Origin of the sequence: Chryseobacterium camelliae, from assembly GCF_030818575.1 — a bacterium.
Classification (GTDB): Bacteria; Bacteroidota; Bacteroidia; order Flavobacteriales; family Weeksellaceae; genus Chryseobacterium; species Chryseobacterium camelliae_A.
Genome location: NZ_JAUTAL010000001.1, coordinates 193,585 through 208,531 on the forward strand (window position 1 = coordinate 193,585; position 14,947 = coordinate 208,531).

Here is a 14,947-nt window from a genome sequence, read left to right on the forward strand (position 1 = left end):
AGATGCAAATTTCAAATCTTTCAAAAATAGGTTTTTAATTTTAATTGATAAAATAAATTGAATTGGCCATTGTAATGAACAGCATTAATGGTCTTATGGGGATAAACTCTTCAACATTTTAAATGCTGAAGGATTGTTCAAATAAAAACAAATCCCTTTTAAAAACTTAAAAGGGATTAAATACTCTATTATTTATACTATAAATTTTCCAGAATAAAGTTGGTCATTTTCTGATACAGCTGAGGTCGTGTGTATCCTCCGTAAATACCATGGTTTTTATCAGGATATGCCATAAAATCAAATTGTTTCCTGTTCTGAATCAGTGCTTCAGAGAATTCCATGGAATTCTGGAAATGGACATTATCATCTGCCGTTCCGTGGATAAGAAGAAACTTTCCTTTCAGTAAACCGGCATATTCTGTAGGGGAGTTCTTATCATATCCGTCAGGATTTTCCTGCGGAGTCCTTAAGAATCTTTCGGTATATACGGAGTCATAATACCTCCAATTGGTTACCGGAGCTACTGCGATCCCCATTTTAAACACGTCTGCGCCTTTCGTCATGGCAAGGCTGGTCATGTATCCGCCGAAACTCCAGCCAAACATTCCGATTCTTGTTTTGTCTATATAAGGCTGGTTCCCGAACCACTTCGCTGCCGTAATCTGGTCTTCAATTTCATATTTCCCTAAATTCATGTACGTGACTTTTTTGAATTTAGCGCCTTTATATCCCGTTCCGCGTCCGTCAACACAAGCCACGATATAGCCTTTCTGTATCAGGTGATTGAACCATAATGTATTACCGATATCCCATGAATTGGACACCTGTTGGGATCCCGGCCCGGAATACTGATACATGAACAAAGGATATTTTTTATTCGGATCGAAATTTTTAGGCTTCATGATCCAGGCATTCATCTGATCGCCGACAGCATTCGGAATGGTAATGAATTCTTTATCCACAAAGTTATCTGCTTTCAGTTTCTGAAGCTGTTCGTTGTTGTTCTGAAGCTCTTTCACCACTTTTCCGTTGCCGTCTTTCAGTACAAAAGTATACGGGCTTGCAGCGGTAGAGGAAGTTTCGATAAAATAATTGTAGTTCTTGCTGAAACTTGCGGAATTATTCCCGTCCGGTTTGGATATCAGCTGAGATTTTCCATTTTCGATATTGATTTTGGAAACCACCTTGTTGATGCTCCCTTTTTCTGTTGTCTGAACGTAAATTTCCTTTGACTTCGGATTGTAACCGTAATAGTCTGTGATTTCCCAGTTGCCTTTGGTGACCTGCTTTTTAAGTTTACCATTTTGATCATACCAGTACAGGTGGCGATTGCCATCTCTTTCGGATGCCCACAGGAAAGAATCATCTTCCAGGAATTCAAGGGTCGGATTATCGGTATCAATCCATTTTTCATCCGTTTCAGTAAAAAGTTTCTGAACAGCTCCGGTTTTGGTATTCACTTTCAGTACATCAGAAGCATTCTGGATCCTCTGGGAAGTAATTAAGACGATTTCATCGGGTTTAGCGGTCTGAAATACATTGGCAATATAATAGTTTTTGAATGCCCCAAGATTTACCGGGATGGTTTTTCCGGTATCTAAACGGTAGAGCTGTGCAGATACGACAGAATTATTTTCGCCCGCTTTAGGATATTTATAACGCATTTCCGTAGGATAAAGCGTTTTTCCGTAGATAGGAATGTATATTTCCGGAACCTGGCTTTCATCCGATTTTACGAAAACAATGGCATCAGAATTTTTGGTCCACTCATACTGTCTTGCATGCCCGAACTCCTCTTCATACACCCAGTCGGCAAGGCCGTTGATGATAGAGTTTTTCTTGCCGTCCGCGGTAATCTGAGTGATTTTACCGGTATTCAGGTCCTGATAAAATAGGTTGTTATCCGCAATAAAAGCTACTTTGGATGCATCAGGTGAGAACCTTGGCTCCTGAACCGTATCTCCGTTATTCAGGCTTGTCACCTTTCCGGATTTCAGGTCTTTGACCTCGAATTTCCCCAGAAACGAATGGCGGTAGATCGGCTGGCTCTCTTTGAGCAGAAGGATTTTGGATTCATCATCGGAGAATTCATAGCTTTCAAACTGGCCGTCAATGATATTTCCTTCTTTTTGGGAAGTTTTATAAGAATATTTGGCAATTCCGGTTGGTTCAATCACCAGGTAGTTCTCACCATTCTTCATGGAAGTAATCCCGGCAATACCTTTTCCGCGGTAATATCCTGAATAAATTTTATCTAAAGTGATTTCCTGTGCCGAGAAACTATGGAAAGCAGCGGCCAGGCTAAGGGTTAAGAATATTTTTTTCATTCTAAATTCTAATATCATAAAGCATCAAATATAGTGATTTTTACAAGAAAAAAGCCGGCGATGATGCCGGCTTTATTGTAATGAAAATTATTGGTTCCAGTTGTAGGCACTTTTTACGTTAAGCTTGCCTTCCCCGGATTTTCTCAGGTAGATTACCCGGTCAGACTCCGGAATATATTTGATGGAGGTCAGTACCGGAGAGCCGGAACGTTGCCCGTTTTCAGAATTATTGTAGAGATTGATGGCCTTCTTTTTATCGGTTACTACATTTCCTATCGCATACGGCTGAAGGTTGTCTTCATTTGCAAAGAAATACCCTGTGTTATCCTTCATGAAATAGCCGATCTTTCCGTATGGTGTTGCGGAAGTGCTTACTGCGGTTCCATCTGAGTTGAGCGTAAACCATTGACCAGGTCCGTAGGAAATGATCGGATCAGGAAAACGGTTGGAGGGTGTGGATGGCGGCATTGTTTTGTTAATGTCATATCCGAACAGATATGTTTTACCGTTATTGGCCTGTACAGCGCTGATTTCTACTCCAGACATCGTAGTATTTGATCTGTATTGAGGAAATTCGCTCATGACAATATTCCCGTTTTGCAGGTTGATAAAGGCCATGTCCCCGAAGTTGCTTTGGTTGATCCTTACACCGGTAAAATACCCGAATGATACCAGGTAATCCTGATCATTAATAGAAACCGGAGTCAGGGTTTTTAGGATCAGTTTTTCCTTTAAGGGAATATCCTGTTCACCCTGAGCAGAAACATAGACCAGTTTTGAGGATTCTTTCCAGCCCGTAGACTTTCTCAAGATCAGGATCCTTCCGGAATTCGTCACAGCTGCGTCCGCTTCCATATAATCCGTGTCAAGAGTAATTTCTTTGTCCCATTTTTTAGAAAGGGTGGAAAGGTCGATCACGATATTGTCTATGGTATTGGCTGTTTTTTTAGAAACAGACCGGTCATTGATGATGGCTGCATATTTACCGTTCTGTGAAAACCTCATATAAGTGGTTCCCTGCTTCATGCCTCCTTCCGTGAAAAGCTTGGCAATGCTGGTCGTGGTAAAATTGTTGTCTTTTCTGTTGAAAACGTGCTGGAAGATTTCCTTCCTGTTATTCCTGTTTTCCAGTTCTTCAGTAAACACTACAAACTGATCTTTGCCAATTTCTGCCGATCCCAGATAATTATGCAGGACGCCGTTCGTTTTATTAGCATAATCCTTAATGTATGTGTCGATAAGGTTGCCATTCTGGTCCAGTTTTCTGATGATGATCTTTTTATGTGGATAAGTGCTGTACCCATCTTCATTGATATCACTGAATACATACTGATTGTAGTCATCACACAGAACGAGCTTGATGTCTTTTTCGTACTTGGAATTATATTCGAAGTTATCTCCGTAGACGAATTTCTTATTCTGACCGAAAGCAAGTGCGCTCATTAAGGCCAGTGAAAGGATAAATGTTTTTTTCATGGATTGATTTATTAGTTGTAAATTTTCTGTTCAAGTCCTTTCAGTTCATAGTTCTGGTCAAAGGAAAGCTTCATATCTACCAAATGCTCCTGCATTTCATTCAGGTATTTTTCAGCTTCAGGCTTTTTACCCAGTGCCAGGTTCAGGCGGATAAGATTCATGTACAGGTAGGCTGCAATTTTAGCGTTATAAGCTGCCTTTTTATCCTCATAATTGATTTTCTTTAAGGCATCTTTCCATAAAGTAATCCCTTTGTCCATATTCTCGAGGGCAGCTTTGTTCGGCGTATAATCTGGTCTGGCCTGCAACTTCTTAAGGTTTGTGGTCACATAGATAGAAGCCTTTTCCAGATCATCATATTCCCCTTTGTTTTTTACCGTTTCCAGTTTTACTGTAGAATTAATTTTGGAATACCCGAAGTTATCAGCAAGAATTTCGTTGATCTTATTCATCACTTTCTGAAGGTACATCCTTTCGTGGTCGCTCAGGTTGATCTCGTTGGTAGGGGAAGAGGCAATTTCTTCAAAATCTGAGAAAAGTATCTTGTCTATCTTTACTGCTCCGTTCTGCTTTACCACCAGTTTCGTGGGCTGGCTGGCAAAGGATTTTCCTGCATTATCCTGGAAGTTCGTCCTTTCCATATTGATGGAAATATCAATGGCATTTCCTCCTCTGGAAAAACCGTCAATATTAACCTGGGATGCCAGGACCTTATTATCTACGATAAGAGCACTTCTAAGATCAGGATCGCGGTATACCGGCTTTTGGGGAACATTAAGTTGCGGGCGGGAAGGGAGCCTCAATACGGGTGGCATGGCATTCATAGCAATTTTTTCCACAGCCTTCATCTTATTATACTGCTCAGATTCAGTTTTGTATTTTTCAGTAAGTTTTTTTACCTCAGCCTCATAGTCCTTGAGTCTTTCTTCGTGCTGCAGCTTGGCATCCTGTACGCTCTGGTCGTAATTATCTACCTGCTTCTGGAATTTTTCCTTAGCTTCTTTGATGACATCTTCTTTGGTCATATTATACGGTGAATTTACAACTACAGAAAAATTTCTGCTCTGCGAATCCACAGGGTTCAAGGGTTCCTTTAATAGCTGGAAGGAAACCTGTTCCGAATCTATTCTCTGAGCATACCCTAAAGTAGCACCCGATAGAAATAAAACGGCTAAAATAGACTTACATTTCATGCTTAAAAATTTAGTCTGCAAATTTAATTTTTTTTAAATACTATCCAATAGTTTATTGTAAAATGATTTAAATATTAATTGAAAAATATTATTTAATTGTAATAAATGCAAATCCCTATTCTTTGAAAAATGTTTTTGTGAAACCGATCTTACGTTTGGCAAAAAAATTGAATATCCTTTTGTATAACATACTTAAATAATAATTATGGAAACGAACGACTACGACCAGAAGCTGAACAAATACGATCTTGAAGACCAGTCTATCTACACTGGATTTTCAAGTTTTGATGATGCGGAAAGGTATTCACAGGAAAAAAATGGCAAACTGGTAGAAGTAAGCTTTAAAGATGGAAACGATAATCCACAAATTACGGATGAAGCTCATCTTATTGATAAAAAGCTCCATTACTTCGTAGAGGCTGGTGATGAATATAAATTTATTCACTCTTCCGACCCGGGGTTCCGCGATTATGCTGATGAACTGCAGAAAATAAAAGCTAAAATGCGCGAGGATGCACCGGATGAACGATATATCGCGAATTTTGAGATAGAAAATTCAGAAGACCCGATTATCGTGATCAAGAATGATCATTTCGAATCGGTAACTTCAAGAGAACGTTCAAAATACCTGAAGCATGCAAAGGTATATGAAATAGGAGTATCGATATCTAAATCTTAAAAATCAAAATCATGAGCACTAAGAAATATTCAGACAAAGCTCAGGAAAAAGTAGAAAAAGTGATGCATGAGTTTAAGGAAGGAAAGTTAAAATCATCCTCCGGAGACAAGATAACAAGCAGGAAACAGGCCGTGGCAATCGGTATTTCTGAAGCCAAGGAAAAGGGGCTGAAAGTGCCTCCTAAAAGCAAAAGCAAAGATAAATAACAAAAAACAGAGGTTGCCTGAAGAGGTAGCCTCTGTTTATTTAATGATAGAAATTCATATTGAAGCTGTTTTCCGAAGCAAATATTGGTCTTTTTGATAACCCATTTTTATACTGTATGGCTGAATGAAATTTAAGATATGCCTGACAAAAAAAGTTAGGTAAAATCATAATACCTGATTTTCTTTCATTGCATTTCATTTTTGCCCAATAAAAGCTTCGGTAAATCTGAATTGTGTTAATGGTATTATAATAAATAAACCTCATCAGGAGATGAGGTCTGTATTATTATCTGAGGATTACTTTACACTTTTCACCCTTATCATTCCTTTATTTTCATGGTACATCATACACATGATTTTGCCGTCTCTTTCGGGGCATTTATCTGTATTATCAAATACTACGGATACTTTTTCGCCATCTTTTTTAGATTCCAGAACTTCGGAATTGCAGACCAGGTAGTCCTGATGTTCCCCAACTCTGAGATAAGTTCCCGTGCAGTCCCTTACGATCATACCTGTGTTGAGCTTATCGTGGACGGTAGCGCATGAAAATAATACTGTGGAGAAAATTCCTAATGATAAAATAGTTGAAGCCTTCATTGTTTTTTATTTGAATTAAGATCAGAATCACAATATTCACACCAAAATACAATTCTGCCAATTATTTTCGAGTGGTTATCCTTTAAAATGAGCCTTAACCTATTACATTTGTCTCGATATGATAGTATTCTGTAACCATCATTTTTATAGGATTTATATTTAAGATCCACTTTCGGATTCTTATCCTTTAAACTTAGGCTGGAGTTTTTTTTAATACTATAATGTATTAAACAATTGTACAACAATCTTAGCCTCTTTAAGCTTGTAATACAAAACAGAGTCAATCTGATCCAGACCAACCTTCCCAAAAAGTTGAATCTTAAAGAGACCTCTTCAATATTAATTTACGATACTTTCAAAATTGGAATCGGCGGAGCCAGAGGCTCCGCCGATTGTTTTATAAACACTGTGGCAGGGATTATTTATTCTGGTGGTTGTACATCAGCTGATAATATTCATCTGCCATTCGGTCGCTGTTAAACTGGTCTTTAACATCCTCCATGGAATTATACTGGATTTTCCTCCATTGTGATGGTTTATCGTAATAGGTCGGAAGGATTTCATTTTCGAGGATTTCATACAGCGTATTAAGGTCGTGGGTATCCTGTTCGTAAATGCTGGTGTTCATATAATCCGCTTTAGGAACCACAAATGAATTTTCGCCGTGTTTCGCAAATTCTGGGATCCAGCCGTCATCTGTTGACAGGTTTACCGAGCCGTTCATAGCTGCGGTCATTCCGGAAGTACCGGAAGCTTCTCTCGGTACCCTCGGATTGTTAAGCCATAGGTCAGAACCCTGTTTCAGCGATTTGCTCAGGGAAAGTTCATATCCTGTAAGCACAGCCATGTTTTTATTGTTTTTGCTTTCTTCCACCAGCGAGTTGAAGGTGGAAATCGCAGCATAATCCATAGGATAGGGTTTTCCAGCCCAGATGATCTGAACCGGATATTTCGGATTGTTCAGAAGCCTGTAAAACCTGTCCTTGTCATGCAACAGGAGGTCGGCACGTTTGTAGCCTGCAAAACGCCTTGCCCAGACAATCGTGAAAACATCCGGGTCAAACAGGTTGCCGGTCTGATCGGCCACGATTTTAAACAGTCTTTTTTTCAGGTGTTTTTTACGGAAGTCAAATGCCGTTTCGTCATTTTCATCCATTGCATTATACAATGGTTTATCTGCCCAGTATTTAAAATCCTGTGCATTGGTAATGGATGTGATTTCGCAGATGCCGGGATATTTGCTCCATAACGTATTGGAAACCTCACCATGAAGTTTTGAAACACCATTGGCAATTCCGGACATTTTCAGGGCACATAAGGAATGGTTGAAACGGTCGTCATCGGACCCTTCAATCCGCTTCACCTCTTCCATGCTTAGGCCTGAGAAATACGACATATCATAGCAAAGTTTCAGGTTGTGCTTTTCATTACCGGCCTCTTCAGGGGTATGCGTGGTAAATACCAGCTTTTCCCTGACGCGGTTCATGTCACCGTTATACTTTTTGAGCAGGTGGAATGCCGCAGGAAGGCCATGAGCTTCATTCATATGGTATATTTCCCGCTCTAGATTCATTTCATCCAGGAGCCTTGCACCTCCTTTTCCTAAAAGGATATACTGCGCCAATTTGGTAGATTCATTGGCATCATACAGCTTATGGCAGATGGTTTTGGAAACGTGATCGTTTTCAGGAACATCTGTGGAAAGGAAAAACATCGGAGCTGTATTGAAGATTTCAGGATCCAGGTACCATACCTTCACCCAAACCGGGGCACTATGGATTTCGATCTGGAATTTAATTCCGGTATCTTCAAGAAAACTGTACATTTTTTTCGTCCATACCGGCTGAAGGGTCTGGTCATGATTTCTTGCCTGATCGTAATATCCGAACTTCCATAAGATGCCGATGCCCACAAGATCCTGCTTAAGGTTGTAAGCACTTCTCATATGGGATCCTGCAAGGAATCCCAGTCCGCCGGAATATATTTTTAATACCTGTTCGATGGCAAATTCCATAGAGAAATAAGCTACTTTTTTAGCGTATTTAGGATTGACGTTGTAGGGTATTTCAAAGTTTTTAAAATCCATAAAACCTAGTTTTGTTTTGAGTTGGCAAAGGTAATTAATTATAAAAACAAACTTTATATTAATTATTTGATAATTAAAACTTAAAGTGTGTATCGAATGTTTTTTTTAACTACCTTTAGGATGTAATTTTTTGGTAATCAAAGATCAGGCACTAAAACCATACCATTTTGCCTGCATGGGGAACACAAAAAATAAACACATGAAAAAAGCATTTTCTGATGAAGATTTAATTAAAAATCTTAGTTTATACTACCTGAACAGGCATCTGAAGAAGAAGCCGATAGAGAAATACCACCGTGCTATAGATGAGTCATCCCTGCATGACAGGGAGAAGTACAGGAAAAAATCTGAAATTTTGCTGCTGAATGCGTTTATGCATCATTTTCCCAGAGTACAGTTTGAGGATCTTACCTGCGAAAGCCCGGACTTCATTGCCACGCTGGACGACAAGAAAATCGGAATTGAACTTACGGAAGTGATCAACCATTTGGAAATGAAAAAAATGGAGAGCAGCCTTAATAAAATATTCCGTCAGGCAGAAATATTATTGGAACAGGAAAACACTACGAAATATCGTGGTGTTTATTTTTTAGAGTTTCAGCCCAATCTTAAATTCCACAACCCCGAAGATCAGCAGGAAATTATTCTGTCCATTTATAAAAGTATCCGTAGGAACAGGCCTACGGGGCATGTCAGGAACATCAGGAAATCCTTTCATCGCCGGAATGTCTTCATTACCCATGAATATAATATGAACCTTTTCGACGAGTTATGCTCTGCGAAAATCATGGAACTGATAGAAAAGAAAAACGAAAAATTCCCTTATTATGACTCTTCTGTGGATGAATGCTGGCTTGTGATCGTCTCAGATATGAACTCTCTGGCATCCAGGTACACTTTTATCCGGGATAAAGAGCAGCTCAGGGAAGTCCGAAGCCCGTTCCATAAAATATTCCACCTTGAAAATCTTTGCGGCAACCTTACGAATATCAAATAACTTCCGGGTCTTAGTAAGAGCAGGTGATTCAGGAGTTCTTTCCCGCTTTCCGCACTCGACATTTTCTGTTTCGGGCGGCGGCTTTGCCGCCGCCCGAAACAGAAAATGAGCTCAGACAAATGCTCCAATCGGGGCTAGGATTAGGGGGATGAGAGATTTACCGGCATAAATTCATAAATAGCCGGTTTAATGCTTAACTTTGATCAAAACAAATGTTATGAAAGACCTGTTTATCAAACGATTTCAGTATTATAAATCACTTGGAGACCGCACCTTAGCACAGCTTTCGGAAGAGCAGATGTTCTGGCAGTATAATGAAGAAAGCAATTCGATTGCAGTAATCGTAAAGCACATTGCCGGAAACATGCTTTCCAGATGGACCAATTTTTTAATGGAAGATGGAGAAAAAGACTGGCGCAAGCGGGATGAAGAGTTTTTCAATTCTTTTAAGACCAAAAGTGAAGTTCTGGAGTTTTGGGAAATAGGCTGGGATTGTCTCTTTGGTGCGCTGGATCAGATCAATGATGAAAATCTTCATGCGATCATTTATATACGGAGCGAGGCACATTCTGTCTTGGATGCAGTTCTGCGCCAGCTTGCACATTATCCGTACCATATCGGTCAGATCATCTATATCGCTAAGATGCTGAAGAATGAAGACTGGAATACGCTTTCTGTAGCCCGCAATAAATCTCAGGAATTCAATACGGAAATGAAAAGCAGATTTTCCAGTGATCCGTTGTCTGAAAACTCATCTCCGGTCTGCTATCAGAATAGCCCCGAAGTAAGGGATGATTTCCAGGACGAAGCATACCATTAACCTGAAATAACTTAAGCTGCTTAAGGTACTGACAGATAAATGCCTTGTATAATAATCCATAGAAGGTATCAATAGACTATTCACTTTAAAAGTATTATCTTTGCACCCTAAAAATCAGGAGTTATCCATGTCTACTTTTCACAGAACTGCCGCATACCATACCTTAGGCTGCAAATTAAACTTTGCAGAAACATCTACTATTGCCCGTCAGCTGACGGATGCCGGATATGATAAGGTAAGTTTTGATGAAAAAGCAGATGTATATGTGATCAATACCTGTTCGGTAACTGAAAATGCAGACCGCGAATGTAAGCTTCATGTGAAAAGAGCCATGAAAGCAAATCCTGAAGGACTGGTTGTGATTGTGGGATGCTATGCACAACTGAAGCCTGAAGAAATTTCACAGATTACCGGCGTAGACCTTGTTTTAGGAGCGAAAGAAAAATTCAATATCCTCAGTTATCTGGACGACCTGGAAAAGTCTGAAAGCAATGGCACCATACACTCATGTGAGATTGAAGAAACAGATTTCTTCATCGGGAGTTATTCTATTGGTGACCGGACCAGGGCTTTCCTGAAAGTCCAGGACGGATGTGACTATAAATGTACGTATTGTACCATTCCATTGGCCAGAGGAATTTCACGTTCAGATACCATCGAAAATGTGCTGAATAATGCACGGGAAATTGCTGCAAGGGATATTAAGGAAATTGTTCTTACTGGTGTAAATATCGGGGATTACGGCAAAGGGGAATTCGGGAATAAAAGGCATGAGCATACCTTTCTTGACCTTATTTCCGAGCTTGACCAGGTGACTGGAATAGAAAGAATACGGATTTCATCTATCGAACCCAACCTTCTGAAGGATGAAAGCATCGAGTTGGTATCCAGAAGCAAAAGCTTTGTACCACATTTCCACATTCCGTTGCAGTCAGGAAGCGATGACCTGCTTAAAAAAATGAAGCGCCGCTACCTTACCGGTTTGTATCGCAACAGGGTAAATAAAATCCGTGAAGTGATGCCTCATGCCGCTATTGGAGTTGACGTGATTGTAGGCTTCCCAGGGGAAACTGAAGAACGCTTTATGGAAACCTATAATTTCCTGAATGAACTGCCTATTACCTACCTTCATGTATTTACCTATTCTGAAAGGGAAAATACAGAAGCTGCAGGGATGGAAGGTGTAGTGCCTGTGTCTGAAAGGAAGAAAAGGAACAAAATGCTCAGAATTTTATCTGAAAAGAAAAAAATGGCCTTCTATCAGGACCAGCTTGGGAAAACTTTGCCTGTCCTTTGGGAGCATGAAAACAAAGACGGTAAGATGTTTGGCTTTACGGAAAATTATGTGCGGGTTCAGAAAGACTTTGATCCTTCTTCTGTCAATCAGATCGAGTTTCTGAAACTGGAAAAAATAGAGGCGGATGGTACCGTATCCGTCATGAGTTCTTTTGAAACCTTTCTTGAAAAAATATAACGAGATCGAACCTGTTTTCAGATTCTCTTTCCGGAATTAAAATTTCTTAGTAATTGTAATACCATTTATTTACCTTCAGTAAGCTGCTGTAAGGTAAGTGAGTGATTGGCGCGTATTCAATTTCATTTGTTACGGTTCACTTGCTTTTCTGACCCATTTATTAGTAGTTTTTCATTAATAAATAATTTTCATCCATCACTATCTTCGGAATCAATCTTAAAGCTAAAATTTACATTGCTCGGTAGCCTTATAAAATCGTTTTGAATAAAAATGACTACCTTTAATAGCACTGAAAAAGATTTTAGCAGTACAATCTGACAGTTAAATAAATGGAAAAACGAAACAATACCTACCATCTTGATCTTAAAGAGATTTCCCTGAAAGATGGATCTACAGGCAGCAAAACATTATCACTCGAATTCAAAAACCATGATGACCTTTTTCATATTTTTGAATTGATCAGGAATAAAAATATATTCGATAATGAGCAAACGGCCAACGAATTTGCTTTAGGACTCAAGCTTTTTACGGAAGTCATGATAACCCATAAAGATCTTCCCATATTTGAAGAATTAAAACCTGCCATCGGATCTTTTATGAAAAAACTTAAAAGCCTGTAATCCGAAAAATGGCCAGATTTATGAAATACCTTTTCTGTGTACCATTATTTTGATATTAATGATCATGAGAATGTGGTAGGCAATTTGTAGCAATCTTAAAAAATAAAAATCCAAGTGATATGAGAGACAAATTTTTGTTGTGGGGAGCAGTTATTGTAGCCGTTGCATGGGCTGTTGCATTCTTAATCAGAGCAGATTGGTGGATTCCTTTCTTTCTCACTATTATTTATGCAATTGGCGTGTATAATGTAACCCAGACCAAACATGCTATTCTAAGGAACTTTCCTGTTCTGGGATATTTCAGATATTTTTTTGAAAGTATTTCTCCTGAAATGCAGCAGTATTTTATTGAGAGGGAGACAGACGGGAAACCCTTTCCCAGGAACCAGCGTTCTGCAGTATACCGGCGGGCAAAAAATCTGGGCGATACTGTGCCTTTTGGAACCCAACTGGAAGTGAACCACAGAAAATATGAAGGTATTAAGCATTCCATCTATGCTAAAATGCCTTCTGAAGAGCTTCCCAGGGTATGGGTAGGAGGAGAGCAGTGTACACAGCCTTATCATGCTTCTTTATTAAATATTTCAGCAATGAGCTTTGGGGCTTTAAGCGACCGTGCACAGATTGCATTGAACCGGGGCGCCAAAAAAGGAAATTTTTATCATAATACGGGTGAAGGAGGAATTTCACCTTACCATCTGGAAGGAGGCGATCTCTGCTGGCAGATCGGAACAGGATATTTCGGATGCAGGGATGATGAAGGAAAATTCAATCCGGAACTGTTTAAAAAATATTCAACGCTTCCCAGTGTTAAAATGATTGAGATCAAATTATCCCAGGGAGCCAAACCTGGCCACGGAGGTGTTTTGCCGGGAGTTAAAAATACTCCGGAAATTGCTAAGATCCGTCATGTAACCCCAGGGATTACCGTACTTTCTCCTCCCGCTCATTCCGCTTTTTCCGATGCCGCTGGCTTACTAAGGTTTGTACAGCACCTGAGAGACCTTTCCGGAGGCAAACCGGTGGGGTTCAAACTTTGTATAGGAGATACCAGGGAGTTTGAAGATATCTGCGTTCAGATGAATGTCTTGAAAATTTATCCGGATTTTATTACTATTGATGGCGCTGAAGGAGGAACAGGTGCGGCTCCTCCTGAATTTTCGGATGGGGTGGGAATGCCTTTGGAACCGGCATTGATTTATGTAAACAAAATTCTCAATCGCTACAACGTCAGGAAAAAACTCAGAGTAATCGCCAGCGGAAAAGTGTTAACCAGCCTTGATATTTTAAGAGCTGTTGCCATGGGAGCGGATATGTGTAACAATGCGAGAGGCTTTATGTTTTCATTAGGCTGCATTCAGGCATTGCGCTGTAATAATAATAAATGCCCTACAGGAGTAGCTACCCAGGATAAAATGCTCGTTAAGGGGCTTGATGTGACTGATAAAAGTGAAAGGGTATACCATTTCCATAAGAATACCCTTCATACATGTAATGAACTCATTGCTGCGGCAGGAAGAAGTTCATATGAGGAAGTGGATGCAAGTATGTTTATGAGGGGAGATGAATTTGATCACCTTTCTGATCTCTTTTTCCCTGATGTATTAGGAAGTGTAAGGCAGCACGCAAAATACTAAATAAAAAAATCGCTTCAGAATTCCTGAAGCGATTTTTTATTTTTTATTGGTTACTTGCCGGTCTTGGAGTAACAGCATTGTACAGCTGGAAATTAAACACAAAACATCTGTTCTGAAGTGATGTGCCTACATAATTATAATGCAAATCCCTGCCGAAAGCAGCTTTGGAAGGAACGATGATTACACCCTGAAGGTTGTATCCGTCGCTATCCGGTTTATTGTCAAAGGACTGAAAATATTTAAGTCCTTCCTGAAATCCTTCTATTTCATAATAGCTTCTCTGTTTGGCCGCATCAGAAGTAGCATTTTCTAAAATAATATTTTTCACATAGTAAAATAGCGGATCTGTCACTGGAGAACCCTGTCCGTCAATGGTATTGATCAGTGTTCCGGAATAAGAATTGTTAAAGGCAACATTTCCATCCGTATCTGTAGCAAGATAGTAGTTCCCTCTGATCATTGTCCTGATCATTGTATCGGTTCCAATGGTTTTTCCTGCAGTAGGTTGTGCTCCGGCCCTGATGATGTAGATTACTCCTGAAGGAAGTTTTACGGGGTTGAGCTCAGAAAGCTTCTTGTAATTATCATCGCTGGCATCCGTACTGCTGAAGGCTTTTATATTTCCTTGGGTGTCCAGATAATTGTCATCCATAAACTTCTGGATGGCCTGCTCATCATATGAGTTTCTGACTGATACGTCTTCCGGCTCCACAAAAGTTTCGGCTTCATCATCCTTTTTACAGGCAGAGAAACACAAAGATCCTGCAAGGATATATAAAAATATTTTTTTCATTTCAAAAACTTTAATTACTTTACAAATAATATAACGGCA

At 39.6% G+C, this 14,947-nt stretch carries 13 protein-coding genes; 7 read left to right on the plus strand and 6 right to left on the minus strand.

Annotated elements, in window-relative coordinates; all coding sequences use genetic code 11:
* Positions 1 to 197: 197 nt before the first annotated feature.
* The 3 genes from QE404_RS00955 to QE404_RS00965 form a co-directional block, all read right to left on the minus strand.
* Positions 198 to 2,327, minus strand: coding sequence for a S9 family peptidase (locus tag QE404_RS00955; protein ID WP_307445438.1), 2,130 nt, complete (start codon positions 2,325 to 2,327; stop codon positions 198 to 200).
* A gap of 87 nt (positions 2,328 to 2,414) precedes the next feature.
* Positions 2,415 to 3,803 (minus strand): hypothetical protein, encoded by a 1,389-nt coding sequence (locus QE404_RS00960; protein ID WP_307445440.1) that lies wholly within the window; start codon positions 3,801 to 3,803, stop codon positions 2,415 to 2,417.
* 11 nt (positions 3,804 to 3,814) lie between these two features.
* A complete protein-coding gene (locus tag QE404_RS00965; RefSeq protein WP_307445442.1) occupies positions 3,815 to 4,996 on the minus strand; it encodes a hypothetical protein in 1,182 nt (393 codons plus the stop codon).
* Positions 4,997 to 5,201: 205 nt separating this feature from the next.
* Here QE404_RS00965 and QE404_RS00970 point away from each other — a divergent pair, with 205 nt between their 5' ends.
* On the plus strand, positions 5,202 to 5,675 hold the full coding sequence (locus tag QE404_RS00970; protein ID WP_307445445.1) for a hypothetical protein: 474 nt from the start codon (positions 5,202 to 5,204) through the stop codon (positions 5,673 to 5,675).
* Positions 5,676 to 5,686: 11 nt separating this feature from the next.
* Positions 5,687 to 5,881, plus strand: coding sequence for a DUF6496 domain-containing protein (locus QE404_RS00975; protein ID WP_307445447.1), 195 nt, complete (start codon positions 5,687 to 5,689; stop codon positions 5,879 to 5,881).
* Positions 5,882 to 6,178: 297 nt separating this feature from the next.
* Here the strand turns inward: QE404_RS00975 and QE404_RS00980 are convergent, their stop codons facing one another.
* Both QE404_RS00980 and glgP read right to left on the minus strand, forming a co-directional pair.
* Positions 6,179 to 6,481 (minus strand): hypothetical protein, encoded by a 303-nt coding sequence (locus tag QE404_RS00980; RefSeq protein WP_307445450.1) that lies wholly within the window; start codon positions 6,479 to 6,481, stop codon positions 6,179 to 6,181.
* A gap of 418 nt (positions 6,482 to 6,899) precedes the next feature.
* Positions 6,900 to 8,567 (minus strand): alpha-glucan family phosphorylase, encoded by a 1,668-nt coding sequence (gene glgP / locus QE404_RS00985; protein WP_307445453.1) that lies wholly within the window; start codon positions 8,565 to 8,567, stop codon positions 6,900 to 6,902.
* A 199-nt stretch (positions 8,568 to 8,766) separates the two neighbouring features.
* Here glgP and QE404_RS00990 point away from each other — a divergent pair, with 199 nt between their 5' ends.
* From QE404_RS00990 to QE404_RS01010, 5 genes are all read left to right on the plus strand, one after another.
* Positions 8,767 to 9,564 (plus strand): hypothetical protein, encoded by a 798-nt coding sequence (locus QE404_RS00990; RefSeq protein WP_307445454.1) that lies wholly within the window; start codon positions 8,767 to 8,769, stop codon positions 9,562 to 9,564.
* A gap of 217 nt (positions 9,565 to 9,781) precedes the next feature.
* On the plus strand, positions 9,782 to 10,384 hold the full coding sequence (locus tag QE404_RS00995; protein ID WP_307445457.1) for a DUF1572 family protein: 603 nt from the start codon (positions 9,782 to 9,784) through the stop codon (positions 10,382 to 10,384).
* Positions 10,385 to 10,511: 127 nt separating this feature from the next.
* Positions 10,512 to 11,858: a tRNA (N(6)-L-threonylcarbamoyladenosine(37)-C(2))-methylthiotransferase MtaB gene (mtaB, locus tag QE404_RS01000; RefSeq protein ID WP_307445460.1), complete on the plus strand. Its 1,347-nt coding sequence runs from the start codon at positions 10,512 to 10,514 to the stop codon at positions 11,856 to 11,858.
* Between the two features lie 329 nt (positions 11,859 to 12,187).
* Positions 12,188 to 12,478: a DUF3861 domain-containing protein gene (locus QE404_RS01005; protein WP_307445463.1), complete on the plus strand. Its 291-nt coding sequence runs from the start codon at positions 12,188 to 12,190 to the stop codon at positions 12,476 to 12,478.
* Positions 12,479 to 12,597: 119 nt separating this feature from the next.
* Positions 12,598 to 14,115 carry an FMN-binding glutamate synthase family protein gene (locus QE404_RS01010; RefSeq protein WP_307445465.1) on the plus strand — a complete coding sequence of 506 codons (1,518 nt, stop codon included), beginning with the start codon at positions 12,598 to 12,600 and terminating at the stop codon, positions 14,113 to 14,115.
* A 43-nt stretch (positions 14,116 to 14,158) separates the two neighbouring features.
* On the opposite strand, the gene QE404_RS01015 is transcribed toward QE404_RS01010, so the two are convergent.
* Positions 14,159 to 14,908: a hypothetical protein gene (locus QE404_RS01015; protein WP_307445468.1), complete on the minus strand. Its 750-nt coding sequence runs from the start codon at positions 14,906 to 14,908 to the stop codon at positions 14,159 to 14,161.
* Between the last annotated feature and the right edge of the window lie 39 nt (positions 14,909 to 14,947).

Bases quoted from the DNA above. Each gene is read 5' to 3' on its own strand.
- QE404_RS01010 (WP_307445465.1), top strand. From the start codon at position 12,598: ATGAGAGACAAATTTTTGTTGTGGGGAGCAGTTATTGTAGCCGTTGCA.
- QE404_RS00955 (WP_307445438.1), bottom strand. From the start codon at position 2,327: ATGAAAAAAATATTCTTAACCCTTAGCCTGGCCGCTGCTTTCCATAGT.
- QE404_RS00980 (WP_307445450.1), bottom strand. From the start codon at position 6,481: ATGAAGGCTTCAACTATTTTATCATTAGGAATTTTCTCCACAGTATTA.
- QE404_RS00970 (WP_307445445.1), top strand. From the start codon at position 5,202: ATGGAAACGAACGACTACGACCAGAAGCTGAACAAATACGATCTTGAA.
- mtaB (WP_307445460.1), top strand. From the start codon at position 10,512: ATGTCTACTTTTCACAGAACTGCCGCATACCATACCTTAGGCTGCAAA.
- QE404_RS00960 (WP_307445440.1), bottom strand. From the start codon at position 3,803: ATGAAAAAAACATTTATCCTTTCACTGGCCTTAATGAGCGCACTTGCT.
- QE404_RS01005 (WP_307445463.1), top strand. From the start codon at position 12,188: ATGGAAAAACGAAACAATACCTACCATCTTGATCTTAAAGAGATTTCC.
- QE404_RS00995 (WP_307445457.1), top strand. From the start codon at position 9,782: ATGAAAGACCTGTTTATCAAACGATTTCAGTATTATAAATCACTTGGA.
- QE404_RS00975 (WP_307445447.1), top strand. From the start codon at position 5,687: ATGAGCACTAAGAAATATTCAGACAAAGCTCAGGAAAAAGTAGAAAAA.
- glgP (WP_307445453.1), bottom strand. From the start codon at position 8,567: ATGGATTTTAAAAACTTTGAAATACCCTACAACGTCAATCCTAAATAC.
- QE404_RS00990 (WP_307445454.1), top strand. From the start codon at position 8,767: ATGAAAAAAGCATTTTCTGATGAAGATTTAATTAAAAATCTTAGTTTA.
- QE404_RS00965 (WP_307445442.1), bottom strand. From the start codon at position 4,996: ATGAAATGTAAGTCTATTTTAGCCGTTTTATTTCTATCGGGTGCTACT.
- QE404_RS01015 (WP_307445468.1), bottom strand. From the start codon at position 14,908: ATGAAAAAAATATTTTTATATATCCTTGCAGGATCTTTGTGTTTCTCT.